The following is a 25,806-nucleotide window of genomic DNA, read 5'->3' as shown; positions in this document are numbered from 1 at the left end:
GCACTCATGCGACGCGCACCATGCGACGTGCACCATGCGAAACGGGGCGGTCCCGGACCGGTGAAGGTCCTGGGGCCGCCCCGTTTCCGTAGGTCGCGGTCAGCGCATCTTTCCGCCGCGCGGCATCCGCATGCCCTTCGGCATCGGGCCCTTCGGCAGCGGCATGTTGCTCATCAGGTCACCCATCGCGCGCAGCCGGTCGTTGGTGGTGGTCACCTGCGGGCCGGTCAGGACGCGGGGGAGCTTCAGCATCTTGGTGCGGACCTTCTTCAGGGGCACCTGGCCCTCGCCGTTGCCGACGATGATGTCGTGCACCGGCACGTCCACCACGATGCGGGCCATCTTCTTCTTCTCGGCCGCCAGCAGGCCCTTCACCCGGTTCGGGTTGCCCTCGGCGACCAGGACGATGCCCGCCTTGCCGACCGCCCGGTGGACGACGTCCTGGCTGCGGTTCATCGCCACCGCGGGGGTGGTCGTCCAGCCGCGCCCGATCCGGTCCAGGACGGCGGCCGCCGCTCCGGGCTGGCCCTCCATCTGACCGAAGGCCGCCCGCTCGGCGCGTCGGCCGAAGACGATCGCCATCGCGAGGACGGCCAGGACGAAGCCCAGGATGCCCAGATAGACCGGGTGGCCGATCGCGAAGCCGATGCCGAGGAGGACACCGAACGTGACGATTCCGACACCTGCGACGACAAGACCGATCTTGCTGTCGGTCCGCCTGGTCATCTTGTAGGTCAGGGCGATCTGCTTGAGTCGCCCCGCGTTCTCGGCGCTGTCCGCGCCTTCAGTTTTTGCCTTCCTCGCCATGTACTGAAGTTTACGTGGCGAGGAAGCGCCCCAGGAACGTGGGAGCGTCCCGGGAATGCGCGAGCGACCCGTGGCGCCGGAGCGGCCTAGGAACGGTGGTCGGCCACGGCGTCCAGCACGTACTGGGCCTCCACCCGGTCCTTGGCACGGCGGCGGTCCTCCAGGACGGCCGTCCAGGCGTTGCGGCGGGCGGTGCGCTGGCCGCTGCTCAGCAGCAGCGACTCGACGGCGCGCAGGGCGGTGGTGACGGACGGAAGGGCGTGGGCGCGGACCGGTGCGGCCTGCATCGTGGTGTTCCCCCTCGGAATGGATGCGCCCGGTGGCGCGGATGAGTGCGGGAAGCGGTGACGGCGGCGGCTGCTGGAGCCGCTGCCGCGCGTGTACCTAGGGTCACTGCTTGGTGTTACCAGCGCATGACCGGGTGGTCAAACACCAATGAAGCCTTGATTCCGGCGCCGCGCACGCCGAAGCGGTCCGTACGCGTCCCTCACCTGCGAGGAGCGTCCGGACCGCTTCGGTCATGCGGCGGGGGCCTGGTGGCCGCTCGTGAGCGGATTCACACGGCTGTTGCGGCCTGGACGGCCCCGGCGGCGGTGCCCCGCGCGTCCATCGCCTGCTGGAAGAGACGCCCCGCGCGGTACGAGGACCGCACCAGCGGCCCCGACATCACGCCGGAGTAGCCGATCGCGTCGGCCTCGTCCTTCAGCTCGACGAACTCGTGCGGCTTCACCCAGCGCTCGACCGGGTGGTGCCGTACGGAGGGGCGGAGGTACTGCGTGATCGTGATGAGCTCGCAACCCGCGTCGTACAGGTCCTGGAGCGCCTCGCTGACTTCCTCGCGGGTCTCGCCCATGCCGAGAATCAGGTTCGACTTGGTCACCAGACCGGCCTCGCGGGCGCGGGTGATGACCTCCAGGGAACGCTCGTAACGGAAGCCGGGGCGGATCCGCTTGAAGATCCGCGGCACCGTCTCCACGTTGTGCGCGAGCACCTCGGGGCGCGAGGAGAAGACCTCGGCGAGCTGCGCGGGCTCCGCGTTGAAGTCGGGGATCAGCAGCTCGACCTTGGTCGCGCCGGCCTCCCGCTCCGCGGTGAGCGTGTGGATCTGGCGGACGGTCTCCGCGTACAGCCAGGCGCCGCCGTCCTCCAGGTCGTCGCGGGCGACGCCGGTGATGGTGGCGTAGTTCAGGTCCATCGTCACGACGGACTCGCCGACGCGGCGGGGCTCGTCACGGTCCAGCGCCTGCGGCTTGCCGGTGTCGATCTGGCAGAAGTCGCAGCGCCGGGTGCACTGGTCGCCGCCGATGAGGAAGGTGGCCTCGCGGTCCTCCCAGCACTCGAAGATGTTGGGACAGCCCGCCTCCTGGCAGACCGTGTGCAGGCCCTCACCCTTGACCAGCTGCTGCAGCTGCTTGTACTCGGGGCCCATCTTCGCCCGCGTTTTGATCCACTCGGGCTTGCGCTCGATGGGGGTCTGGCTGTTCCGGACCTCCAGGCGCAGCATCTTGCGCCCGTCGGGTGCGACAGCGGACACTCCGGCTCCCCTTTGCTCTCTGCTGCGTTGGATTCGCGTCGGGTTCGCGTGGGATGCGCGAGCGATGCGCGAGGGATTCACTTTGGATTCTTCGGCGAACACCAGGGTACGCCCCTACATCGAACGGCCTTACGTCTGGCCAACCTGCGGCCGACGGGCCCTATTCCCCCGTCGGCGGCGGGGGACGCGCTACCGATCGGTACGGCGGCGGCTCCTCACGCCGGGACCGAAGCCTGCGGCGCCGGGACCGAAGTCTGCGGCCGTTCGATCTCGCGCGGTGCGAGATCCGCGTTCTCCAGGATGTCCCGCAGGTGCTTCTCGACGACCGGCAGCACCTCCTCGATCGTGATCTGGCGGCCCAGCTCGTTGGAGAGGGACGTGACCCCGGCGTCCCGGATGCCGCACGGGACGATCCGGTCGAACCAGGTGTTGTCCGGGTTCACGTTGAGCGCGAAGCCGTGCATCGTGACGCCCTTGGCGACCCGGATGCCGATCGCCGCCAGCTTGCGGTCCTCGCGGCGCTGGCCCGCGTTGGACGGGGCGTACTCCGGGCCGTTCAGCCGGGGGTCGAACTCCTCGTCCTGGAGCCTCGGGTCGAAGTCCAGCGAGAGCCCGCCCAGCGCCTGGCGCTGCTCGACCGGGTCGCCCAGCACCCAGACCCCGCTGCGGCCCTCGACCCGGGAGGTCTCCACGCCGAAGTCGGCGGCCGTGCGGATCAGCGCGTCCTCCAGCCGGCGCACATGCGCGACGACGTCGACCGGGCGCGGCAGCTTCTGGATCGGGTAGCCGACGAGCTGGCCCGGACCGTGCCAGGTGATCTTCCCGCCCCGGTCCACGTCGATGACGGGGGTGCCGTCGAGCGGACGCTCGCTGTCCGCCGTACGGCGTCCCGCGGTGTAGACGGGCGGGTGTTCCAGAAGCAGACAGGTGTCCGGCACCCGGTCCTCGAACCGGTCCGCGTGCACCTCGCGCTGCTTCTGCCAGGCCTCCGTGTATTCGACGGCCTGTTCGCCGAAGCCCAGACGGATGAACCGCAGCTCGCTCACCGATGCCTCCCTCTGCGGGCCCCGCAGGCCCGGAGGGGTGTCCCCGGGATGACGGTGCCCTGCACTGATCGCGCCCGCATCCACTGTACGACCGTCGCCCGAACAGGCCCCCGGCAGGTGGAACGGCCTCTCACGGGCACGACGGCCGCGCACCCACGTGTCGGGCGTTTCCGTCAGCTCCGTCCGGAATCCTCACACGATCGGATGAACGTGGAGCAAAGGGTGGCAGTGGCCGCCCCGGTGGCCGCTAAATTCGCGCCGTTCCCATGAGGGCTGCCCGTCCGGCCCCGAAGGCAGGAGACCGTACAGCTGATGTCGGAACGACCCTCGCAGCGCACGCCCAACCGCAGACTCGCCTCACTCATCGCGGAAGCCGGGTTCTCCCACGCGGGCCTCGCCCGCCGGGTCGATCAGCTCGGCCTCGAACACGGCCTCGACCTGCGGTACGACAAGACCTCGGTCACCCGCTGGCTGCGGGGACAGCAGCCGCGCGGCACCACTCCCGCGCTGATCGCCGAGGTGTTCACCCGGCGGCTCGGCCGGCGGCTCTCCGCGCAGGACCTCGGGCTCGACGCCTGTGCCCCCGTCTACGCGGGACTGGAGTTCGCGGCCACCCCCGCCGAGGCGGTCGACATCGTCAGCGGCCTGTGGCGCAAGGACTCGGGTACGCACACGGAGCTGCGCAAGATCGCCTTCACGCCCGCCGGACTCGTCGTCCCCAGCCGCGACTGGCTGATCGGCCGGGCCGACGAATGGGTGGCCCGGGACGGCGGGGCCGCCCGCCGCGCCGGGGGAGAGGCCGGGGCCACCGCTGCGGGACGCATGGCCCCGGGGCGTACGGACGGGGCGCCGCGCACCGAGGCCCGCACCCTGCCGCGCCCGCCCGCCGGACCGCACCGGCCCACGCCGTCGGGGCCCGCCGCCACGCACCCGCCCGCGACGCCCCCGCCCGCCGCCGGGGCGCACCCCGGGGCCGGTGCGCTGCCCGTGGTGCCGCGCCAGCGCCAGACGGACCGCGGCCCCGGCCAGCGGGTCGGCACCGGGGACGTCGCCGCGCTGCGCTCCGTCGGGGAGCTCTTCCGCACCCTGGACCACGCCTACGGCGGCGGTCACGCCCGGCAGGCCCTCGTGCGCTATCTGGAGCACGAGGCCGAGCCGATGCTCCGGGGCACCTACGGCGAGACCACCGGGCGGCGGCTGTTCGCCGCGGTGGCCGACCTGACCCGGCTGGCCGGCTGGACCTCGTACGACATCGCCGCCCACGGCCTCGCCCAGCGGTACTTCGTCCAGGCGCTCCGGCTCGCCCAGGCCGCCGGGGACCGCGGTTACGGGGCCTATGTGCTGCTCACCATGAGCCGGCAGGCCGTCTACCTCGGGCACGGCAGGGAAGCCGTCCAGCTCGCCCGCGTCGCCCAGCAGGGCATCGGCTCGGCCGCCCCGCCCCTCGTCCAGGCGCTGCTGCACGCGGTCGAGGCGCGCGGACACGCGGTGCTCGGCGAGGCGCGCTCCTGCACCGCCGCCCTGACCCGCGCCGAACACGCCCTGGAGACCGCGCGCCCCGGCGACGAGGTGCCGCACTGGGCCCGCACCTTCGACGAGGCGCAGCTCGCCGACGAGCTGAGCCACTGCCACCGCGACCTCCAGCAGTACCGGGCCGCCGCCCAGCACGCCGAGCGCTCGCTCCAGCTGCGCGCCCCCGCGTACGCCCGCAGCAGACTGCTCTGCCGGATCGTCCTGGCCTCGGCCCGCCTCGGCCTCGGCGAGCTGGAGCAGGCCTGCCAGCTCGGTGCGGAGGCGGCCCAGCAGGCGGCCGAGATGCGCTCGGTGCGCGCCACGGAGTACGTCCGCGCCTTCGAGCGCAGCCTGGAGCCCTACCGCGACGCGGTCGCCGTACGCGGCTACCGCGACCGGGTGGCCGCTCTGGGCTGAGCCCCGTGGGACCCGGGGCCAGGGGCCGGGTCCCAGGCGGCCCGGCCTCACGCGGCCCGGGGCAGGCTCCCCGCGTGCGCGCCCCCGACACCCAGGTCCGTGAGGATCGCCCCTGCCGCCCGGCGGCCCGAGTGCAGCGCTCCCTGGACCGTGCTCGTGTCGCGGTGGTCGCCGCAGACGTACAGTCCGGCCAGCACCCGCACCGGGCGGCGCGGGTCGTGCGGGGTCTCCATCGCGGGCACCGCCTCCGGGTCGTGGTGGGCCGCCAGCAGCTCCCAGCCGTCGGTCGGCACGCCGTACAGCGCCGCCAGATGCGTCCGTACCGAGCGGTCCAGGTCCGGCGGCGGGGTCCCGAGCACCGTCGAGGTGATCAGCGTCCGGCCCTCCGGCGCGCGCGAGGGGTCGACCTCGCTCATCACCGAGGTGTACGCCACCGGGCCCGACCGGTCTCCGTCCAGCACCAGCGACCTGCCCGTGGGCGGCGGGGCGGACGCGGTGTGGTGAAGGACCGTCACCGGGCGGAAGGACGGCACCCGAAGCCCGGGCAGCAGCTCGGCCGCGGCCCCCGCCCCGGTCGCCAGCAACAGCGAGCGGCACCCCAGTTCGCCGTGCTCCTTGGTGCGTACGGAGGTGATGCCGGCGGCCGTCACATGCACCCCGGTCCGCACCGTGCCCGGTGGCAGCGCGGCCGCCAGCAGGCCCGGCAGCGCGGCCGATCCGCCCGCCGGTACGCACAGGCCGCCGCGCGCGTAGTCCCGCAGCGCCAGATCGGCGGACCGGCTCGACGTGGTGAGGGCGGGGTCGCTGAGCAGCGCGGCCAGCAGCGGGCGCAGGATGCCGTCCACCGTACGGCCGGGCAGCCCCACCCCGGCCAGCGCCTCGGCGGCCGACCGCTCCGGGCGGGCCAGCAGCCGGGCCTCCGGTGTGAGAGCCAGCCGGTGCAGCGCCGCGCCCAGCCGGGCCCGGTCGATCGCGCCGGTCACCACGCCGCCCCGGCCTCCGCCGCGCGCCGGAGCGCCGAGTTCGTGCCCGTGCACACCCTGCGCCGAACCGGCGGCGCCGGAGGCCGCGGGAGCCGCAGAAGCCACGGAAGCCCGGAGAGCGCGGGGCGTGCGCGGAGCGCGTTGGGTCCAGGGGGCGCTCGATCGGGTGCGTGCCGCTTTGAGTGCGCCCCTCGCGCTCCGTATGTCGCCGGTGAGATGGCGGCGCCCCTCGCTGTGGATCAGGACCCCCGGGGCGAACTCCCGCAGCTCCGGGGCGCCGAGCCCCGGGCCGCCGGTCAGCTCGGGCCAGGAGGTGCAGAGCAGCGGGCCGAGGCGGTCGAGCCGGAACCCGTCCACCTCGTCGGTGGCGAGCCGGCCGCCCACCCGGGGCGCCGCCTCCAGAACACTGACGCCGAGCCCTGCCCCGGTCAGCAGGTGGGCCGCTGACAGGCCGGCTACTCCGGCCCCGATGATGATCACGTCTGCGTGATGTGCCGTGCTGCGCACGTGCCCCTCCCCGAGTCGGTGCGACTGGTGGGGGGTTCTTGCCCCCAACAGGTCCCCGGAAAGCCGGAGTTCGCATCGAGGCTAGGAGGATGGCTGATACTGGGTCAGACGCGCGCCGGGGAGCACCGGGGCACGGGGTCGCACACGCGGTCCGAGGGCGCGGGACGGTCCCGGGCGCTCGCACCCGCCCCGCCACAGGCCCGCCCGGCTCAGCGCAGTGCGGCGCGGATCGCCCCGTCGATGTCGGGGAAGGCGAACGAGAAGCCGGAGTCCAGCAGCTTCGCCGGGATCACCCGCTGACTGCCCAGCACATCCTCCGCGAACTCCCCGAGCGCCAGCTTCAGCGCGGGCGCCGGCGCGGGGAACAGCGTGGGACGGCGCAGCACCCGGCCCATGGCGGCGGTCACCTCGGCGTTGGTGACCGGCCTCGGCCCGGTCAGGTTCACCGGCCCGGTCAGCGACTCCGTGTCCAGGATGTGGCGCAGCGCCGCGACATGGTCGTGCAGGGCGATGAAGCTCCAGTACTGGCGGCCGTTGCCCAGCTTCCCGCCCAGACCCGCCTTGAACAGCGGGAAGAGCCGCCCCCAGGCGCCGCCCTCGCGGCCGACGACCAGTCCGGTCCGGGCGTGCACGGTACGCACCCCCGCCTCCTCGGCGGCCGCGGTGGCAGCCTCCCACTCCTCGCAGACCGACGGCAGGAACCCGTCCCCGAGCGGCGCGCTCTCGTCCACCGGGGAGCTCCCGGTGTCGCCGTAGAAGCCGATGGCGGACCCGGAGAGCAGGACCCGGGGCGGGGTGTCGAGCGAGGCGACGGCCTCGGCGACGGCGGCGGTCCCCAGAACCCGGCTGTCCCGGATCTCCCGCTTGTAGGCCTCGGTCCAGCGGTGGTCGCCCACTCCTGCCCCGGCCAGATGCACGATCGCGTCGCAGCCGACGAGGCCGGCCACGTCCACGTAACCCCGCTGGGGGTCCCACTCGACCTCGTCGCCGCTTCTGGCAGGCCGGCGCACCAGGCGGGCCACCTCGTGCCCGTCGGCGCGCAGCGAGCGCACCAGCGCCGCTCCGATGAGTCCGGACGATCCGCTGACGGCGATACGGGAGCTGGGCATGGGCCCATCCTGCCCCATGAAACGCCTCGAACACGGGGAACACCCCATGACACAGTGACCCCATGGTCGCCCCCGTACTCCGCCCCGTCCGCCCCGCCGTACTCGCCGACGACGACGCACTCGCCGAGCTCGACCGGTCCACCTGGTCGACGCTGCACGCCGTCCTGCCGAGGCCGGTGCCTCCGTACGAGCCCTTCTTCGACGAGGGGCACGGGCCCGAGGACTTCCTCGTGGTGGAGGCACAGACGCCGGACGGCCGGGTGGGCATCGCCGGGTACATCCGGCTCGTCCCGCCCACCCCGCTCGCCTCCAACGCCCACGTCCGCCAGATAAAGGGGCTCGCCGTGGCGACCTGGGCGCGCGGGGCCGGGGCGGGGAGGGCCCTGCTGCGGGCCGCGTTCGCCGAGGCCCGCCGCCAGGGCGCCAACCGGATCACGCTGCGGGTGCTCGGCCACAACACCCCCGCCCGCGCGCTCTACGCCTCCGAGGGCTTCGCCGTCGAAGGGGTGCTGCCCGGGGAGTTCTTCCTGAACGGGCGTTACGTCGACGACATCTGCATGGGCCGCTCGCTCGGCCCCGCCTGAGCGCCGGGTATCACCGCGGTCCGAAGCGGTCCCACAGCTCGGGGAACCGGGCGGCGAGCGCCTCCTCGTCCTCGAAGTCGACCGGGGTGCCCAGCGGCTCGGCGGGCTGCGGCAGAAGCCCCAGCTCCGGCGCGACCACCCCGGTGAGCTGCTCGTACGCCTCGTCGGCCGCGTAGCCCAGCTCCTCGCCGTCCCCGTCGATCTCCTCGTCGAAGTCGTCCAGCAGCTCCGCCAGGGCGTCCGGATCGTGCAGCGCCCCCTCGAAGACCTCCCGGCCCTGGCCGATCAGCCAGCAGCGGAACCAGTCGAACGCGTCGTCGCTCGCCCCGCCCAGCAGCACGGCCGCGGCTCCCCACAGATCCCAGGCGTAGGCGCGGTTGTAGCGGGCCTCGAAGTGCCGGGCGAAGTCCAGCACGGAATCGGGATCGAGCTGCGTCAGCCGTTCCACCAGCAGGTCGGCATGGTCCTCGGGGTCGCCGTCGGCGGCCTCGCGGGTGCTGTCGATGATCTCCCAGAATTCCGTTTCGTCCATCACGGGTCCAGCATCCAGCCTGCCGGGGGCTCCCGCACGCGCAGACGCCGAATTGCAGCCTTTCAGCGATACAACTCGCGCAGGCGTTCGGCCGCTTCGGTGAACCGCGCCCGCAGCTCCTCGGGCGCCACCACTTCCAACTCGGGCCCCAGCGCCAGCAGCTGGCCGTACGCCACGTCCAGGGATTCCACCGGCAGCGTCAGCGTCCGCCACCCGTCCGGGCCCGGCTCCGAGGCCTCAGCGAGCGCCGAGGCGGCCGCCGCCCGGTCACCGGCGTACGCGAGCATCCGCCCGCCGCGCTCGGACACCCGTACGGTCACCTCGGTACGCAGCAGGGACCGGGCGAACCCGGCGGCCCGCTCCGCCCAGAACCCCGGCAGGTCGAACGTCTCGTCCCGCTCGAAGCGCTCGTCGGCCTCCTCCACGGCGGTGAAGCGGTCGATCCGGTAGACCCGGAAGTCCTCGCCCGCCCGGGCGCAGAGGTACCAGATCCCGGCCTTCAGGACGAGACCGTACGGAGCGAGCTCCCGCGCCACCTCCGTACCCGCGTGGTCGCGGCCCCCGCCCCGGCGGTAGCGGACCCGCAGCAGCCGGTCGTCCCAGACCGCGTCGGCGATCGCGGGCAGCAGTTCGGGGGTCTCCGGCTCGTGGTACCAGGAGGGCGCGTCCAGGTGGAAGCGGCGGGCCGCGGACGACGAGGCGTCGCGCAGGGAGGGCATGAGCGCCGCCGACACCTTGAGACGGGCGGCCGACGCCGCGTCCTCCAGGCCCATCTCGCGCAGCGCGGCGGGCAGCCCGGAGAGGAACAGCGCCTCCGCCTCGTCCCGGGCGAGACCGGTCAGCCGGGTGCGGTAGCCGCCGACGAGCCGGTAGCCGCCGGCCCGGCCGCGCTCCGCGTACACCGGGACGCCCGCGTCGGACAGGGCCTGCGCGTCCCGGGTGACCGTACGCTCCGACACCTCCAGCTCGGCCGCCAGCTCGGCGGCGGTCATCGCGGGGCGGGCCTGCAGGAGCAGCACCATCTTGATCAGCCGGGCAGCGCGCATGGGCCCATTGTGGCGGCAGGGCGGACCCGTCCCCCAGCGGAACCCCCGGCCGCCGCGCGCGGGACGCGCGAACGCCGGACCCCCGGCCGCCGGGCAGGCGCGCTTTCGGAACGCGCGCCTGCCCGGTGACCGGGGGTCCGGCTGGGTCCTACGGGAGCGGGGATCAGATCCCGTAGCGCTCCCGGGCCTCCTTCACCGCCGAGGCCGGGACCTCGCCGCGCTTGGCGAGCTGGGCCAGCGAGGCCGCCACGATCGACCGGGCGTCGACGCCGAAGTGGCGGCGGGCCGCTTCGCGGGTGTCGGAGAGGCCGAAGCCGTCCGTGCCGAGCGAGGACCAGTCCTGCTCCACCCACTGGCTGATCTGGTCCGGGACCTGGCGCATCCAGTCGCTCACCGCGAGCACCGGGCCCGGGGCACCGGAGAGCGCCTGCGTCACGTAGGGGACCCGCACCTCACCGCGGAGCAGCGCCTCGTCGGCCGCCAGGGCGTCGCGGCGCAGCTCGCCCCACGAGGTGGCGGACCAGACATCGGCCGTGACACCCCAGTCGGCGGCCAGCAGCTCCTGGGCCTCCAGGGCCCAGTGGATCGCCGTACCGGAGGCCAGCAGCTGGAGGCGCGGCGCGTTCGCCGTCGCGGGCGTGCCCTCCTTGAAGCGGTACAGGCCCTTGACGATGCCCTCCTCGACGCCCTCGGGCATCGCGGGCTGGGGCTTCGGCTCGTTGTAGACCGTCAGGTAGTAGAAGACGTCCTCGGCGTCGGGGCCGTACATCCGGCGCAGACCGTCCTTGACGATCACCGCCACCTCGTACGCGAACGCCGGGTCGTAGTTGAGCGAGGCCGGGTTGGTGGCCGCGATCAGGTGCGAATGGCCGTCCGCGTGCTGGAGGCCCTCGCCCGTCAGGGTCGTACGGCCCGCCGTCGCGCCGACGATGAAGCCCTTGCCGAGCTGGTCGGCGAGCTGCCACATCTGGTCGCCGGTCCGCTGCCAGCCGAACATCGAGTAGAAGATGTAGAACGGGATCATCGTCTCGCCGTGCGTCGCGTACGACGTGGCGGCGGCGATGAAGTCGGCCATGGCCCCGGCCTCGGTGATCCCCTCGTTGAGGATCTGGCCGTCCTTGGCCTCCTTGTAGTACATCAGCTGGTCGCGGTCGACCGGGTCGTACGTCTGCCCCAGCGGCGAGTAGATACCGGCCGAGGGGAACAGCGACTCCATACCGAAGGTACGGGCCTCGTCCGGGACGATGGGCACCCAGCGCTTGCCGGTCTCCTTGTCCCGCATCAGGTCCTTCACCAGGCGGACGAACGCCATGGTGGTGGCCATCTCCTGCTTGCCGGACCCCTTGTACAGGGCCTTGAACGCGCGCTCCTCGGGCTGCGGCAGCGGAGCCGAGGCGTGCAGCCGGCGGGCCGGGGCGGGGCCGCCGAGTGCGGCACGGCGCTCCTGGAGGTAACGGACCTCGGGGGAGTCGGCACCGGGGTGGCCGTAGGGGACCAGGCCGTCCTGGAAGGCGCTGTCGGGGATCGGGAGGCCGAGCAGCTCGCGCATGCCCTTGAACTCGTCGATCGACAGCTTCTTCATCTGGTGGTTGGCGTTCTTGGACTCGAAGCCCTTGCCGAGTGTGTAGCCCTTGACCGTCTGGGCCAGGATCACGGTCGGCGCGCCCTTGTGCTCGATCGCCGCCCGGTACGCCGCGTAGACCTTGCGGGCCTCGTGGCCGCCGCGCGAGGTGTAGAAGCACTCGGCGATCTTCGCGTCGGAGAGCAGTTTCGCCAGCTCGACCAGGGCGGGCTCGGTGCCGAAGAAGTGCTCGCGGATGTAGGCCACGTCGCGGGTGGCGTACGTCTGGAACTGCGCGTCCGGGACCTCGCGCAGGCGGCGCAGCAGCGCCCCCTGGGTGTCCAGCTGGAACAGCTCGTCCCAGGCGTTGCCCCAGAGCGTCTTGACGACGTTCCAGCCGGCCCCGCGGAACTGCGCCTCCAGCTCCTGGACCACGCGGAAGTTGGCGCGGACCGGGCCGTCGAGGCGCTGCAGGTTGCAGTTGATGACGAACGTCAGGTTGTCGAGTTGCTCACGGGCCGCGAGGGCCAGGGCGGCGGTCGCCTCGGGCTCGTCCATCTCGCCGTCGCCCAGGAAGGCCCATACGTGCGAGTCGGCGGTGTCCTTGATGGAGCGGTTGGCCAGGTAGCGGTTGAAGCGCGCCTGGTAGATGGCCGAGAGCGGGCCGAGGCCCATCGACACGGTGGGGAACTCCCACAGCCAGGGCAGCCGCCGCGGGTGCGGGTAGGACGGCAGACCGTCGCCACCCGTCTCCTGACGGAAGTTGTCCAGCTGCCGCTCGCTGAGCCGGCCATCGAGGAAGGCGCGGGCGTAGATGCCGGGGGAGGCGTGGCCCTGGATGTAGAGCTGGTCCCCGGAGCCGTCCCCCTCCTTGCCGCGGAAGAAGTGGTTGAAGCCGGTCTCGTAGAGCCAGGCCGCCGAGGCGAAGGTGGCGATGTGGCCGCCGACCCCGTACCGGGCGCCCCGGCTGACCATCGCGGCCGCGTTCCAGCGGTTCCACGCGGTGATCTTCGACTCCATCTCCAGGTCGCCGTCGAACGCGGGCTCGGCGGCGGTGGGGATGGTGTTGACGTAATCGGTCTCCAGCAGCTTGGGCAGCGCGAGACCGGCGCCCTCGGCGTGCTGCAGCGAGCGGCGCATCAGGTACGCGGCGCGGTGCGGGCCGGCAGCCTTGGTGACGGCGTCCAGGGAAGCCGCCCATTCGGCGGTCTCCTCGGGGTCACGGTCCGGGAGCTGGTCGAGCTCGCTCGGAAGCTTTCCTACGGGGTCGGTCATGATCGCCGCCTTCCGGAGAGGAGGGGGGTGGAGAAGGCTCTATCTGGCAGGACAGAGCGATGGGGCCGGTGGGCCCGCGAAATGAACTGTAAGACGCTGATCGATGATCGATCAAAGGATTGAAGGCAAAACTTCTCGATACGAAGAAAAGTGGCATGGGGTGCCTCGAAACAGGGCACGGAGTGACGCGAAAAGGTGCACAAAAAGGGCGCTGACCTGCACGGAAGAGCAGGTCGCGCGCCAGATGATCGGACGGCCGCAGGGGTGGACCCACGGGCTCACGCGCGGGGCGCGCACCCGAGCACATGGGCCTTCACCAGGGCCCCGATCCGCGGGTCCTCGGCGAGGAACGCGTCGATGAGCGCCTGGTGCTCCTCCGCGTACGACTTCTGCACCGTGCCCAGCCAGCGGATGGACAGCGCCGTGAACACCTCGATGCCCAGCCCCTCCCAGGTGTGCAGCAGCACCGCGTTCCCGGCGGCCCGCACCATCTCCCGGTGGAAGCCGACCGTGTGCCGCACCTGGGCCTCGCCGTCGGCCAGCCGGTCCGCCTCGTACAACGCGGCCACGTGCGGCTCCAGCGCCGAGCAGTCCTGGCCGAGCCGGGGGGCCGCCAGCTCGGCCGCGATCTGCTCCAGGCCGGCCCGGACCGGATAGCTCTCCTCCAGGTCGGCGGCGGTCAGACTGCGGACCCGGACGCCCTTGTTGGGGGCCGACTCGATCAGCCGGAGCGTCTCCAGCTCACGCAGCGCCTCGCGCACCGGGGTCTGGCTGACCTCCAGCTCGGTGGCGATACGGCGCTCCACGATCCGCTCACCCGGCTTCCAGCGCCCGCTGACGATCCCCTCCACGATGTGCTCGCGGATCTGTTCGCGCAGCGAGTGGACGACGGGCGGGGTCATGGAGGGCTCCTTCAGGGCAGACCGGTGCTGCCTACATCATCACGGCGCCGGGTCGGCCTCCTGTGGTGTTTAGACAATACGGCGGCGCCCCCGCCCGGAAGAGTTCCGGACGGGGGCGCCGCTGGTGAGGCTGGTTACAGCCGGGGCGTTCAGAGGCCGAGCTCGACCTCGAACTCACCCGCCTCCAGGATCGCCTTGACCGACGTCAGGTAGCGGGCGGCGTCCGCGCCGTCCACCAGACGGTGGTCGTAGGAGAGCGAGAGGTACGTCATGTCGCGCACCGCGATGGTCTCGCCGAGGTCCGGGTGGTCGATGACCACGGGACGGCGGACCGTCGCGCCGATGCCCAGGATGGCGGCCTGGTTCGGCGGCACGATGACGGTGTCGAACAGGGCGCCGCGCGAACCGGTGTTGCTGATGGTGAAGGTGGCGCCGGACATGTCGTCCGGCGTCAGGCCGCCACCGCGCGCCTTGCCCGCCAGCTCGGCGGTCTTCTTGGCGATACCGGCGATGTTCAGGTCGCCCGCACCCTTGATGACCGGGGTCATCAGACCCTTCTCGGCGTCCACGGCGATGCCGATGTTCTCCGAGTCGAAGTACGTGATGGTGCCCTCGTCCTCGTTGATCCGGGCGTTGACGACCGGGTGGGCCTTCAGCGCCTGGGCCGCCGCCTTCACGAAGAACGGCATCGGGGACAGCTTGACGCCCTCGCGGGCGGCGAACGCGGCCTTGGCCTGGTTGCGCAGCTTCATCAGCTTGGTGATGTCGACCTCGAGGACCGAGGTCAGCTGGGCCTGCGAGTGCAGGGCCTTCATCATGTTGTCGCCGATGACCTTGCGCATCCGGGTCATCTTGACCGTCTGACCGCGCAGCGGGGAGGCCTCCACCTTCGGCGCCTTGGCGGCGGCCGGAGCGGCCGGGGCCGGAGCAGCGGCGGCCTTGGCGGCCTCCGCGGCGGCGACGACGTCCTGCTTGCGGATACGGCCACCGACGCCGGTGCCCTTGACCGAGCCCAGGTCCACGTTGTTCTCGGACGCGAGCTTGCGGACCAGCGGCGTGACGTACGCGCCGTCGTCACCGGAGGGCGCGGCCGGTGCCGGGGTGACGGGGGCGGGCTGCGCCGGAGCCGGAGCGGCCGGAGCCGACGGGGCCTGGGCCGGAGCCGGGGCGGCCGGAGCCGGGGCGGGAGCCTCGGGGGCCTCCTGCTTCGGCGCCTCCTGCTTCGGCGCCTCGGCCTTGGGTGCCTCGGCCTTCGGGGCCTCCTGGGCCGGGGCCGCGGGCTGCGCCGGAGCGGCGGCCGGAGCCGCGCCCGGGGCGCCGATGACGGCGAGCTTGGCGCCGACCTCGGCGGTCTCGTCCTCGCCGACCACGATCTCCAGCAGCACACCCGCGACCGGGGCGGGGATCTCGGTGTCGACCTTGTCCGTGGAGACCTCGAGCAGCGGCTCGTCCTCGGCCACCTCCTCGCCGACCTCCTTGAGCCAGCGGGTGACGGTGCCCTCGGTGACGCTCTCGCCGAGCGCGGGGAGGGTGACGTCGGTGCCCTCGGCGGACGAACCGCCGGTGGTCGCCTCGGCGGTCGGGGCCTGGGCCGGAGCCTCGGTCTCGGTCGACGGGGCCGTGGGCGCCTCCTCGGCCTGCGGGGCCGGGGTGGCGGCGGGCTCGGCGGCCGGAGCCGCGGCCTCGGCCGGAGCGCCCGAGCCGTCGTCGATGACGGCCAGCTCGGCGCCGACCTCGACGGTCTCGTCCTCGGCGACCTTGATGGAGGCCAGGACGCCGGACGCGGGGGCGGGGATCTCGGTGTCGACCTTGTCGGTCGAGACCTCGAGCAACGGCTCGTCGGCCTCGACGCGCTCGCCCTCGGCCTTCAGCCAACGGGTGACAGTGCCCTCGGTGACGCTCTCGCCGAGCGCCGGAAGGGTTACGGAAACCGACATGGTTTCAGTTGCTCCTTACGAAAATGCGGAAGTGGTCGGTCGTCGCGCCCGGGACCGGGGGATCAGTCGTGGGCGTGGAGGGGCTTGCCGGCCAGCGCCAGGTGAGCCTCGCCCATCGCCTCGTTCTGCGTCGGGTGTGCGTGGATGAGCTGGGCGACCTCGGCGGGCAGCGCCTCCCAGTTGTAGATCAGCTGGGCTTCGCCGACCTGCTCGCCCATGCGGTCGCCCACCATGTGGACGCCGACCACGGCACCGTCCTTGACCTGGACGAGCTTGATCTCGCCCGCGGTCTTCAGGATCTTGCTCTTGCCGTTGCCCGCGAGGTTGTACTTGAGGGCGACGACCTTGTCCGCGCCGTAGATCTCCTTGGCCTTCGCCTCGGTGATGCCGACGGAGGCGACCTCGGGGTGGCAGTACGTCACCTTGGGCACGCCGTCGTAGTCGACCGGGACGGTCTTGAGACCGGCCAGACGCTCCGCCACCAGGATGCCCTCGGCGAAGCCGACGTGGGCGAGCTGGAGGGTGGGGACGAGGTCGCCCACGGCCGAGATCGTCGGGACGTTGGTCTGCATGTACTCGTCGACCAGGACATAGCCGCGGTCCATCGCGACGCCCTGCTCCTCGTAGCCGAGGCCCTGCGAGACCGGGCCGCGGCCGATCGCGACGAGGAGGATCTCCGCCTCGAAGGTCTTGCCGTCGGCGAGCGTCACCCGGACGCCGTCCTGCGTGTACTCGGCCTTGTCGAAGAAGGTGCCGAGGTTGAACTTGATGCCGCGCTTGCGGAACGCGCGCTCAAGAAGCTTGGAGCTGTTCTCGTCCTCGACCGGGACGAGGTGCTTGAGGCCCTCGACGATCGTGACCTCGGTGCCGAAGGACTTCCACGCCGAGGCGAACTCGACGCCGATGACGCCGCCGCCCAGCACGATCGCCGACTTCGGGACGCGGTCGAGCTTCAGCGCGTGGTCCGAGGAGATGATCCGGTTGCCGTCGATCTCCAGGCCGGGCAGCGACTTCGGCACGGAGCCGGTCGCCAGCAGCACGTGGCGGCCCTGGACGCGCTGGCCGTTCACGTCGACCGAGGTGGGCGAGGAGAGCTTGCCCTCACCCTCGATGTAGTGGACCTTGCGCGAGGCGATGAGACCCTGCAGACCCTTGTACAGGCCCGAGATCACATCGTCCTTGTACTTGTTGACGGCCTCCATGTCGATGCCCTCGAAGGTGGCCTTCACGCCGAACTGGGCCGACTCACGGGCCTGGTCAGCGATCTCGCCCGCGTGCAGCAGGGCCTTCGTGGGGATGCAGCCGTTGTGCAGGCAGGTGCCGCCGACCTTGCCCTTCTCGATCAGGGCGACGTCCAGGCCCAGCTGCGCTCCGCGCAGGGCCGCGGCGTAACCGCCACTGCCACCGCCGAGGATCACTAGGTCGAAAACGGTGCTGGCGTCGTTCGCCACGTCACGTCCTCCATGCATGTGCGCCGTACGCCGGGCCCCGTCGCTGGGGTGTGACCGGCCGGTCGGCTGGTGTGCGGCCGCTTTTGTCTTCGGCCCTGTGGTGGGGGCCCTGTCCTGCCGAGAACCCATCTTCGCACTTGTCGACGGTGGGCGGGACGCGGGGCCCGGGTCCGGGACGGATGATCGTCCGTCCCGGAGGGTTACTGCTGCGTAGATACCTACGGATTCGGCCCGTGTTCGTCGAGAGCGAAACCCTGCCCTCTCCTTACCGGCCTCGCCCGGACAACACGTACGGCCCCGGACCTATGCCCGGGGCCGTACACGCTGGTCGCTCAGCCCAGGTCGCCGTCGGCGGTGCGCTCGGCGAGCCGCACCAGCGTGCGGACCGCGGAGCCGGTGCCGCCCTTGGGGGTGTAGCCGTACGGGGCGCCCTCGTGGAAGGCCGGACCCGCGATGTCCAGGTGCGCCCAGGCGATGCCCTCGCCCACGAACTCCTTCAGGAAGAGACCGGCGACCAGGCCGCCGCCCATCCGCTCGCCCATGTTGGCGATGTCGGCGGTGGGGGAGTCCATGCCCTTGCGCAGGTCGGCGGGGAGCGGCATCGGCCAGGAGGCCTCACCGACCTCGTCGGCGATCTCGTGGATCGACGTACGGAAGGCGTCGTCGTTGGCCATGATGCCGAAGGTGCGGTTGCCGAGCGCCAGCACCATCGCACCGGTCAGGGTCGCCACGTCGACGATCGCGTCGGGCTTCTCCTCCGAGGCGCGGGTCAGCGCGTCGGCCAGGACGAGCCGGCCCTCGGCGTCGGTGTTGAGGACCTCGACGGTCTTGCCGCTGTACATGCGCAGCACGTCACCGGGGCGGGTGGCGTTGCCGGAGGGCATGTTCTCGGCCAGCGCCAGCCAGCCGGTGACGTTGACCTTCAGGCCCAGGCGGGCGGCCGTGACGACGGCGGCGAACACGGCGGCGGCGCCGCTCATGTCGCACTTCATCGTCTCGTTGTGGCCGGCCGGCTTGAGCGAGATGCCGCCCGAGTCGTAGGTGATGCCCTTGCCCACGAGGGCCAGGGTCTTCTCCGCCTTCGGGTGCGTATAGGCGAGCTTCACCAGGCGCGGGCCGTGCGTGGAGCCCTGGCCGACGCCGAGGAGGCCGCCGTAGCCGCCCTTGACGAGGGCCTTCTCGTCGAGGACCTGGACCTTGATGCCGTGCTCCTTGCCCGCGGCGGTGGCCACGGCGGCGAAGGACTCGGGGTACAGGTCGTTCGGCGGGGTGTTGATGAGGTCGCGGGCCCGGTTGATCTCCTCGACCAGGGCCAGGGCACGCTCGACGGCCGCCTTGTAGGCCTTGTCGCGCGGCTTGCCGCCGAGCAGGGCCACCTCGGCGAGCGGCTGCTTCGGGCCGCTGTCCTTGGACTTGGCTTCCTTGGGGGCCAGCTTGTTCTCGCCGCCCTGGTAGGCGGTGAAGGCGTAGGAGCCGAGGAGCGCGCCCTCGGCGACGGCGGCCGCGTCCTCGACGGAGCCGGCGGGCAGCGCGAAGCCCGCCTTCTTCGAGCCGGACAGCGCACGGGCCGCGGTGCCCGCGGCGCGGCGCAGCGCCTCGGCGTCGTAGGCGTCCTCCTTGTCCGGGACCGGACCGAGGCCGACCGCGACGACGACCGGGGCCTTGAGGCCGGACGCGGCGGGCAGCTTGGTCAGTTCGCCCTCGGCACCGGTGGCACCCAGGGTCGCGAGGACGGCGGCGAGCTTGCCGTCGAACGCCTTGTCCACGGCCTCGGAGCCGGGTGCCAGGACCGGTCCCTTGACGCCCTTGGCGACGCCGACGACGAGTGCGTCGGCGCGCAGCGTCGCCGCACCGGCAGTGCTGAGAGTGAGAGCAGTCACGGTGGTGAAATCTCGCTTCCGTTGAGTTCGTGTGCGGCCGAGGGGTGGGCCGGCCGTGCCCGGCGCATCGTAGACGCCCCGACGATGTGCCGGGAATGAGCCTACGCGCGCAGTTCCTGCTCCGTGACGGCGGCGGGCCTTCCCGACGGCCTCTCCGACCGGCGAGGCGGTCGGGAAGCGGCCCCACGGGGTCTGCCGCCCCCTCAGGCCCCGAGCGCCAGCACCACCAGGGCCGCCGTCGCCGCGGCCTCCTCGACGCCGCCGAAGACATCCCCGGTGACCCCGCCGAACCGCCGTACGCAGTGCCGCAGCAGCAGTTCGGCGGCGGCGAGGGCGCCGAGCACCGCAAGCCCGTGGTGCAGCGCCCCGTACGGCCCGAACACGGCGCCCGCCGCCGCGCACAGCGCCACCGTCACCGCTGCCGCGAGCAGCGCCCGCCCGGCCGGAACCGTGCCCGCCACCGCCGCCCCGAGCCCCTCCGGCCGGGCCGCCGGGACGCCCTGACGGGACGCCAGGGTCAGCGCCAGGCGGGCGGCGACGGCCGCGACGACGGTCCCGAGGGCCCCGTGCGCCCAGCCCTCCCCGTACAGCTCGAAGAGGACCGCGACCTGCGCCAGCAGCGCCAGGAGCAGCGTGATGACACCGAACGGCCCAATGTCGGACTGCTTCATGATCCGCAGCGCGTCCTCGGCCGGCTTCCCACTGCCGAGGCCGTCCGCCGTGTCCGCCAGGCCGTCCAGATGCAGCCCCCGGGTGAGGGCGGCCGGCACCGCGGTGGAGGCCACCGCGGCGAGCAGCGGCCCGGAGCCGGCCAGCAGCGACAGCGAGCCGAGGGCGGCGGCGAGCAGCCCCACGACGAGGCCGGCGAGCGGGGCGCAGAGCATGCCGGAGCGGGCGGTCGCGCGGTCCCAGCGGGTCACCCGGACCGGCAGGGCGGTCAGGGTGCCGAAGGCGAAACGTATGCCGTGGCTGTTCAGGGAGGTCACCGCGCGCAGGCTAGCCGCTGGGCCGCACCGATAGATTGGGCGAAACGCGCCGAACGCTGCGAAACCTGACGTATCGGGAGTGGGTGGCATGGGTCACTGGTGGCACGAGAACATCGCGGAGCCGGGCAAGCTGCCGCTGCTCCTCGCGCTGGCCGCCTTCGTCCTCACCTTCGCGATCACCCGCACCATCACCCGCATGATCCGTGCCGGGAAGGGCCCGTTCCGCAACATCACCCCCGGCGGGGTGCACATCCACCACGTGGTGCCCGGGGTCGTCCTCTGCGTCGTCGGCGGGTTCGGCGCGGTGGCCAGCGGGCAGCACGGGGTGACGGCCGGGGTGTTCGCGGTGATCTTCGGGGTGGGGGCCGGGCTGGTGCTGGACGAGTTCGCCCTGATCCTGCATCTGGACGACGTGTACTGGACCGAGGAGGGCCGCCAGAGCGTGGAAGTGGTGGTGCTGACCGCGTCGCTGGTGCTGCTGGTCCTGGCGGGGTTCTCCCCGCTCGGCGTCGACGACGTCACCGACGAGGAGCAGCAGGGCAGACTCGGCCTCATCACGACGTACGTGATCAACTTCTGCTTCGTCCTGATCTGCCTGTTCAAGGGCAAGCTGCGGATGGCGGTGCTCGGCACCCTCGTCCCGTTCGTCGCGCTGGTCGGCGCGATCCGCCTGGCCCGCCCCGTGTCCCCGTGGGCCCGGCGCTTCTACCGCCACCGCCACCGGGCCCGCTCCCGGGCGATGTTGCGGGCCTACCACCACGACGTGCGCTGGGCCGGGCCGCGCCGGAAGTTCCAGGACCTCATCGGCGGCGCCCCGGACCGGGTCCCGCTGCCGCCCGTCGGCAAGTCCTGACCGACGCGCCGGGGTCCCGGGATGCTCGCCGCCGCCCGCGCCACTCCCGTACGCCGCACACCGCCAGGACGGCGGCGATCGCGGCCAGATGCTCGCGGCCCGCCAGGTTGTCCTTGACCAGGACCTCCACCACCATCGCGAGGACCACCAGCGCCCCGGTGAACCAGGCGCGCCGCTGGTGGCAGACATAGACCGCGAGTCCGACGACCGCCGCCGAAGGCCCGGTGTCCACCACCTGCGCGTCCGAGGCGGGCAGCCCCAGGAACGTCCCCGGCCCGAGGGCGACGCCGACCCGGGCGTACAGCGTTCCGGCCAGCGTCGCCGCGTACGCCACCGCGAGCGTGCGCCACCGCCCCAGGCACACCTCCGCCACCCCGAACACCAGCAGGATCTGGGCCAGCGCGCCCCACACCGGCAGATCGAGCGCGGGCACGAACGGCGACAGCGGGGTGCGCAGGAGGGCGAGCGGGAGGGGGTCCTCGGCCCGTACGGCTCCCAGGCTCCGCACCGGCCCGTAGCCCCACGCCTGGTTCTGCGTCACCTGGACGGCGGCCGTCAGCGCCACCGCGGCCGATGTCAGCGCGAGCGCCCGCAACCCGTGTACGGCGAGCCGCTGCCGTACGGCCGTGAACAGCGGGCCCCACTCCCGTGCCGCCGCCCGGCGCAGCGCCGGGAGAGGGCTCATCCGCGCTTCACGAACAGCATGGAACGGGCCCCCGGTAGGTCAGTCGGTCGGTTCGTCAGTCGGTCGGATCCCTACCGAAGACGGACCGGGGCCGCGCGAAGTTGAGCGACACCGAAGTGACGCCGATCTCGTCCGCGCGATGGGGGAGCGGCCCTCAGGCCCGGTCGACGGCTGCCGCGTCCTCGGACTCCGACGCCTTCTCGGCCTCGGCCTCCTCGTCCTCGTCCACCGCCTTCTCCGGCTCACGCTCCGGGAGTTCGGCGGCCAGCGCCGCCGCGGCCCGCACCAGCGGCAGGGCCAGCAGCGCTCCGCTGCCCTCGCCCACCGTCACCCCGTGGTCCAGCAGCGGGGTCAGGGCCATCCGGTCCAGCGCCTTCGACTGCGCGGGCTCCCCGCTGACCTGGCCGGCCAGCCACCAGTCCGGCGCCCGGAACGCCGCCCGCTGCGCCACCAGCGCGCAGGCCGCCGAGACGACCCCGTCCAGGATCACCGGCATCCGGCGCACCGCGCTCTGCAGCAGGAACCCCGTCATCGCCGCCAGGTCCGCCCCGCCCGACGTGGCCAGCAGCTCCACCTGGTCGCCCAGCACCGGCCGGGCCCGGCGCAACGCGTCCCTGATCGCCGCGCACTTCCGCATCCACGCCAGGTCGTCGATGCCCGCGCCGCCGCGCCCGGTCACCACGGAGGCGTCCGTTCCGCAGAGCGCGGCGACCAGGGTGGCCGCGGCCGTCGTGCCGCCCACGCTGAGGTCGCCGAGCACCACCAGATCGGTGCCGGAGTCCGCCTCCTCGTCGGCGATCGCCATGCCGAGGCGGATCGCCCGCTCGGCCTCCTCCGCGGTCATCGCGTCCTCGACGTCGATCCGCCCCGAACCCCGCCGCACCCGGTGCCGCACCACGGACTCGGGCAGCAGCTCCGGATCGCAGTCCAGGCAGACGTCCACGATCCGCGTCGGCACCGAGAACCGCCGGGCCAGCACCGCGACCGGGCTCGACCCGTCCAGGACGGCCCGCACCAGCTCGTACGCGCTGCCCGCGGGCCGGCCCGAGACGCCCAGCTCCGCCACCCCGTGGTCACCGGCGAAGAGCACCAGACGCGGCTGCTCGACGGCCCTGACCGGCACGGACTGCTGCGCGGCGCTGAGCCACTCGCCCAGCTCGTCCAGGCGCCCGAGCGCTCCCGGGGGGACGGTCAGCCGCTCGCGCCGCTCCTCGGCATCGCGCCGCACACCCCCGTCGGGGCGTTGGATCAGGTCGGAGAAGTCGTCCAGGTTCACGGAGGTCTGCCTCGCGGGTCGTCAGGTCGGATCCGGGTCGGGGAACCCGGCGGCGGGTCCCCAGGGCGTGTCCGGGGGACACGCCCCAGCGGGAACAGTACCGGTCGGCCCCGGGGGCGGAACGGGCCGTGAGCGGCGGAACCGGCCACTCCCGCACCCCTCGGGAGCCGGGTCCCGAGCGCTGACGCCCCCGCGCCCCCCCCGCAGAACGGCACGCCCCTTACCCCCGCAGCACCAGCACCTGCCCCGCCACCACCAGCAGCACCTGCTCGCACTCGGCCGCCACTGCCGCGTTCAGCCGCCCCAGCTCGTCCCGGAACCGCCGCCCCGCCGCCGTCGCCGGGACCACCCCCGACCCCACCTCGTTGGTCACCAGCACCACCGGCCGCCGGGTCCCGCGCACCGCGGCGACCAGCGCCGCGACCCGCTCCCGCAACGCCGCCTCGCCGCCGTCCTGCCACCGCTCGTCCTCCCAGGCCCCCACCCGGTCCATCGCGTCGGTCAGCCACAGCGACAGGCAGTCGATCAGCAGCGGCGGCCCGTCCGCCCCCAGCAGCTCCGTGAGTTCGCAGGTCTCCTCGGTCCGCCAGGCGCCCGGCCTGCGCTCCCGGTGCAGTCCGATCCGGGCCGCCCACTCCGGGTCCCCGTCGCGCCGGCCGCCGGTCGCCACGTACACCACCTCCGGGAACGCCTCCAGACGCTGCTCCGCCTCCAGCGACTTCCCCGACCGCGCGCCCCCCGTCACCAGCACCCGGCGCGGCACGTCCGGCACCGCGTGGTACTCGCCCACCACCAGCGTCGTCCCGTCCGGCACCGCCCGCGCCCCGCCCGCCGCGAGCCGCCGCTCCAGCGCCGGACCCGGCGGGGCGTCGTGGTCCAGGTGGACCGCGATGACCTCGGTGGTCGGCCCGACCGCGCCCGCCGCCCGCAGTCGGGCCACCGCGTCGGGGCGCCCGATCACATCGAGGACGACCATCTCGTACGGCCGCTCCACCCGCTCGGGCAGCCCGGAGGGGGCGGCCCCCGGCGGCAGGTACAGCAGCCGCTCGCCCTCAGGGGAGGTCACCTCGTAGCCGGTCCCCGGGGCGTCCATCGCCACCGCCCGCACCCGGTGCCCGCTGATCAGCGTCAGGACCTGGCCGTCCGGGACCCGCCCGGCGGGGGGCAGCAGGGCGGGCAGTTCGACGGCGGGCCCGTCGTGCGGGTGGGTCAGCAGCACCTGGCGGACCGCGCCCAGCGAACGCCCCGCGCGGGCGGCCGCGAACACCGCGCCGGGGGTGAGGTCCAGCAGCAGCGCGTCGTCGACCAGCAAGGCCGTCGCGGCCCGCGCCCACGGGCCGCGGGCCGAGGCGCAGACCGCGCAGGGGCAGGAGGGGCGCGGCAGCCCGTCAGGGGCTCCGGTGCCGAGCAGTGTCAGTTCCACGCCTTGATCCTCCCGTGTCCCCGCTCCGGCTGCCCGCCCGGCTAGGCTTCGGGCAGCAACGTGACCCAGGAGGCGGACATGGCGTGGACGTGGCGGTTCGAGAAGTCCGACGGTACGGAGACGGAGCCGGCGCTGCAGCCGGAGGAGTTCACCACCCAGGGCGACGCGGAGTCCTGGATCGGTGAGTACTGGAAAGAGCTCCTGGAGGGCGGTGCCGCACAGGTGACGCTCTTCGAGGACACCACCAAGATCTACGGCCCGATGAGCCTGCAGGCCGACGGCGCCTGACGCCCGGCATACGGAAAGGGGCGGTACGGGAGACCCCGTACCGCCCCTTTCCGGCTCTCCGACTCCGGGGGATCAGATCTCCCCGAGCGTGACCTCCGCCGTCCGGCTGTCGCCGTCCCGGGTGTACGTCACGGTCACCTTCCCGCCCGGCTTCTCACCCGCCAGCGCCTCGGAGAGCGAGGTGATCGTGGTGACCTCGGCGTTCCCGATCCTCGTGATGGTGTCCCCGGGCCGCAGCCCCGCGTCGGCCGCCGCACCGCCCCGCTCCACACTGACCAGTGCCACCCCGGCGGGGCGGTAGTTGTCGTCGACGACCGTGCGGCCGGTGATGTTCAGCGCGGCCCGGCCCGAGTCGGTGACCTTGCCGTCCTCGATGATCTGGTCGGCGACCGTCCTCACCATCGAGACGGGGATCGCGAAGCCGATGCCCGGCGCCGCGCTGTCGCCCATCTGCGGGTCGGTCGCGGCCAGGGTCGGGATGCCGATCACCTGGCTGTCGAGGTTCACGAGCGCACCGCCGCTGTTGCCCGGGTTGATCGCCGCGGACGTCTGCACCATGTTGGCGATCGTCGCGCCCGTGCCACCGCCAGACCGGCTCTCGCTCACCGTCCGGCCGAGCGCGGAGACGATGCCCTGGGTGACGCTGCTGGACAGGCCCAGCGGCGAGCCCATCGCCAGGACGATCTGCCCGACCTCGACCTTCTCCGCGTCGCCGAACTTCGCGGCCCGCAGCCCGTCCGGCACCTCGTCGAGCTTGATCACCGCCAGGTCCTGCTCCGGGTAGGAGGAGACCAGGGACGCGCTCAGCACCGCCTCCCCGGTGGCGACGCTGACCTTGAACTTCTTCTCGTCACCGACCACATGGGCGTTGGTGACGATGTGTCCCTTGTCGTCGTACACGATCCCGGAGCCGAGCCCCTCCGAGGCGTCGATCTGCACCACCGACGGCAGTACGTCGTTGATGACGTCCTGGTAGGCGTTCTCCAGATCGTCGGGTGCGCGCTTCACCGCGCCCTGCGCCGTACCCGACGCACTGGCCTCGGGGGCCGGGGCCGCCGGACTCGTACCGGAGCAGCCGCCCGCCAGGGCGATGGCGCAGAGGGCCGCGGACAGGGGAAGCAGCAGCCCGCGCGCCCGGCTGGGGAAGGGGGAAGCGTCCATGTCCGAAAGTCTCGTGCCGGACCCGTTCGGGTGCCCGTGCTGATGGGCCGA

The 25,806-nt window shown here is 73.0% G+C and carries 22 protein-coding genes; 4 read left to right on the top strand and 18 right to left on the bottom strand.

Annotated elements, in window-relative coordinates; translation table 11 throughout:
- Positions 1–99: 99 nt before the first annotated feature.
- The 4 genes from RNL97_RS08485 to lipB all read right to left on the bottom strand — a co-directional run bounded on the left by RNL97_RS08485 (position 100) and on the right by lipB (position 3,387).
- On the bottom strand, positions 100–807 hold the full coding sequence (locus RNL97_RS08485) for a DUF4191 domain-containing protein (RefSeq protein WP_006123960.1): 708 nt from the start codon (positions 805–807) through the stop codon (positions 100–102).
- 86 nt (positions 808–893) lie between these two features.
- Positions 894–1,094 carry an SCO2195 family GlnR-regulated protein gene (locus RNL97_RS08480; RefSeq protein ID WP_030583694.1) on the bottom strand — a complete coding sequence of 67 codons (201 nt, stop codon included), beginning with the start codon at positions 1,092–1,094 and terminating at the stop codon, positions 894–896.
- A gap of 269 nt (positions 1,095–1,363) precedes the next feature.
- Entirely contained in the window at positions 1,364–2,341 is a 978-nt protein-coding gene (gene lipA, locus RNL97_RS08475; RefSeq protein WP_030583691.1) for a lipoyl synthase, read from the bottom strand.
- Positions 2,342–2,556: 215 nt separating this feature from the next.
- Positions 2,557–3,387, bottom strand: a complete 831-nt coding sequence (gene lipB / locus RNL97_RS08470) for a lipoyl(octanoyl) transferase LipB (RefSeq protein WP_030583690.1) — start codon at positions 3,385–3,387, stop codon at positions 2,557–2,559.
- Positions 3,388–3,699: 312 nt separating this feature from the next.
- On the opposite strand from lipB, the gene RNL97_RS08465 reads away from it, so the two are divergent.
- Positions 3,700–5,316, top strand: coding sequence for a hypothetical protein (locus RNL97_RS08465; protein WP_030583686.1), 1,617 nt, complete (start codon positions 3,700–3,702; stop codon positions 5,314–5,316).
- Positions 5,317–5,363: 47 nt separating this feature from the next.
- Here the strand turns inward: RNL97_RS08465 and RNL97_RS08460 are convergent, their stop codons facing one another.
- Together RNL97_RS08460 and RNL97_RS08455 are read right to left on the bottom strand one after the other, a co-directional pair.
- Positions 5,364–6,806 carry an FAD-dependent oxidoreductase gene (locus RNL97_RS08460; protein WP_313750534.1) on the bottom strand — a complete coding sequence of 481 codons (1,443 nt, stop codon included), beginning with the start codon at positions 6,804–6,806 and terminating at the stop codon, positions 5,364–5,366.
- A 209-nt stretch (positions 6,807–7,015) separates the two neighbouring features.
- Entirely contained in the window at positions 7,016–7,915 is a 900-nt protein-coding gene (locus RNL97_RS08455; RefSeq protein ID WP_313750533.1) for a TIGR01777 family oxidoreductase, read from the bottom strand.
- Between the two features lie 62 nt (positions 7,916–7,977).
- Between RNL97_RS08455 and RNL97_RS08450 the strand changes: the two genes are divergently transcribed.
- Positions 7,978–8,499: a GNAT family N-acetyltransferase gene (locus RNL97_RS08450; protein ID WP_030583678.1), complete on the top strand. Its 522-nt coding sequence runs from the start codon at positions 7,978–7,980 to the stop codon at positions 8,497–8,499.
- A gap of 10 nt (positions 8,500–8,509) precedes the next feature.
- On the opposite strand, the gene RNL97_RS08445 is transcribed toward RNL97_RS08450, so the two are convergent.
- The 8 genes from RNL97_RS08445 to RNL97_RS08410 all read right to left on the bottom strand — a co-directional run bounded on the left by RNL97_RS08445 (position 8,510) and on the right by RNL97_RS08410 (position 20,069).
- Positions 8,510–9,031, bottom strand: coding sequence for a DUF4240 domain-containing protein (locus RNL97_RS08445; RefSeq protein WP_030583675.1), 522 nt, complete (start codon positions 9,029–9,031; stop codon positions 8,510–8,512).
- Positions 9,032–9,093: 62 nt separating this feature from the next.
- On the bottom strand, positions 9,094–10,077 hold the full coding sequence (locus tag RNL97_RS08440; protein WP_030583672.1) for a helix-turn-helix transcriptional regulator: 984 nt from the start codon (positions 10,075–10,077) through the stop codon (positions 9,094–9,096).
- Between the two features lie 163 nt (positions 10,078–10,240).
- Entirely contained in the window at positions 10,241–12,913 is a 2,673-nt protein-coding gene (gene aceE, locus RNL97_RS08435; protein WP_030583669.1) for a pyruvate dehydrogenase (acetyl-transferring), homodimeric type, read from the bottom strand.
- A 278-nt stretch (positions 12,914–13,191) separates the two neighbouring features.
- Positions 13,192–13,815, bottom strand: a complete 624-nt coding sequence (locus RNL97_RS08430) for a GntR family transcriptional regulator (RefSeq protein ID WP_030583666.1) — start codon at positions 13,813–13,815, stop codon at positions 13,192–13,194.
- Between the two features lie 149 nt (positions 13,816–13,964).
- Positions 13,965–15,752, bottom strand: a complete 1,788-nt coding sequence (gene sucB, locus RNL97_RS08425; protein WP_313750532.1) for a 2-oxoglutarate dehydrogenase, E2 component, dihydrolipoamide succinyltransferase — start codon at positions 15,750–15,752, stop codon at positions 13,965–13,967.
- A 62-nt stretch (positions 15,753–15,814) separates the two neighbouring features.
- Positions 15,815–17,203 (bottom strand): dihydrolipoyl dehydrogenase, encoded by a 1,389-nt coding sequence (gene lpdA / locus RNL97_RS08420; RefSeq protein WP_030583661.1) that lies wholly within the window; start codon positions 17,201–17,203, stop codon positions 15,815–15,817.
- Positions 17,204–17,535: 332 nt separating this feature from the next.
- On the bottom strand, positions 17,536–19,083 hold the full coding sequence (locus tag RNL97_RS08415; RefSeq protein WP_243313829.1) for a leucyl aminopeptidase: 1,548 nt from the start codon (positions 19,081–19,083) through the stop codon (positions 17,536–17,538).
- Positions 19,084–19,286: 203 nt separating this feature from the next.
- Positions 19,287–20,069 carry an adenosylcobinamide-GDP ribazoletransferase gene (locus tag RNL97_RS08410; RefSeq protein WP_030583655.1) on the bottom strand — a complete coding sequence of 261 codons (783 nt, stop codon included), beginning with the start codon at positions 20,067–20,069 and terminating at the stop codon, positions 19,287–19,289.
- An 88-nt stretch (positions 20,070–20,157) separates the two neighbouring features.
- Here RNL97_RS08410 and RNL97_RS08405 point away from each other — a divergent pair, with 88 nt between their 5' ends.
- On the top strand, positions 20,158–20,922 hold the full coding sequence (locus RNL97_RS08405) for a hypothetical protein (RefSeq protein WP_030583652.1): 765 nt from the start codon (positions 20,158–20,160) through the stop codon (positions 20,920–20,922).
- Here the strand turns inward: RNL97_RS08405 and RNL97_RS08400 are convergent.
- The 3 genes from RNL97_RS08400 to RNL97_RS08390 form a co-directional block, all read right to left on the bottom strand.
- Positions 20,870–21,607, bottom strand: a complete 738-nt coding sequence (locus RNL97_RS08400; RefSeq protein ID WP_030583649.1) for a hypothetical protein — start codon at positions 21,605–21,607, stop codon at positions 20,870–20,872. The two genes, RNL97_RS08405 and RNL97_RS08400, sit on opposite strands and share 53 nt — an antisense overlap.
- A gap of 154 nt (positions 21,608–21,761) precedes the next feature.
- Positions 21,762–22,883, bottom strand: a complete 1,122-nt coding sequence (gene cobT / locus RNL97_RS08395) for a nicotinate-nucleotide--dimethylbenzimidazole phosphoribosyltransferase (RefSeq protein ID WP_030583646.1) — start codon at positions 22,881–22,883, stop codon at positions 21,762–21,764.
- Between the two features lie 220 nt (positions 22,884–23,103).
- Complete coding sequence (locus RNL97_RS08390; RefSeq protein ID WP_030583642.1) at positions 23,104–24,306, bottom strand: bifunctional adenosylcobinamide kinase/adenosylcobinamide-phosphate guanylyltransferase; 1,203 nt, start codon at positions 24,304–24,306, stop codon at positions 23,104–23,106.
- 78 nt (positions 24,307–24,384) lie between these two features.
- Here RNL97_RS08390 and RNL97_RS08385 point away from each other — a divergent pair, with 78 nt between their 5' ends.
- Positions 24,385–24,594, top strand: coding sequence for a hypothetical protein (locus RNL97_RS08385; protein ID WP_010057779.1), 210 nt, complete (start codon positions 24,385–24,387; stop codon positions 24,592–24,594).
- A 72-nt stretch (positions 24,595–24,666) separates the two neighbouring features.
- Here the strand turns inward: RNL97_RS08385 and RNL97_RS08380 are convergent, their stop codons facing one another.
- Positions 24,667–25,755, bottom strand: a complete 1,089-nt coding sequence (locus RNL97_RS08380) for a S1C family serine protease (RefSeq protein ID WP_030583638.1) — start codon at positions 25,753–25,755, stop codon at positions 24,667–24,669.
- Positions 25,756–25,806 lie beyond the last annotated feature (51 nt).

Origin of the sequence: Streptomyces parvus (genome assembly GCF_032121415.1) — a bacterium.
GTDB lineage: Bacteria > Actinomycetota > Actinomycetes > Streptomycetales > Streptomycetaceae > Streptomyces > Streptomyces globisporus_A.
The sequence above is the reverse complement of the archived record's forward strand: the minus strand, read 5'-3'. Positions and strand labels throughout refer to the sequence as shown.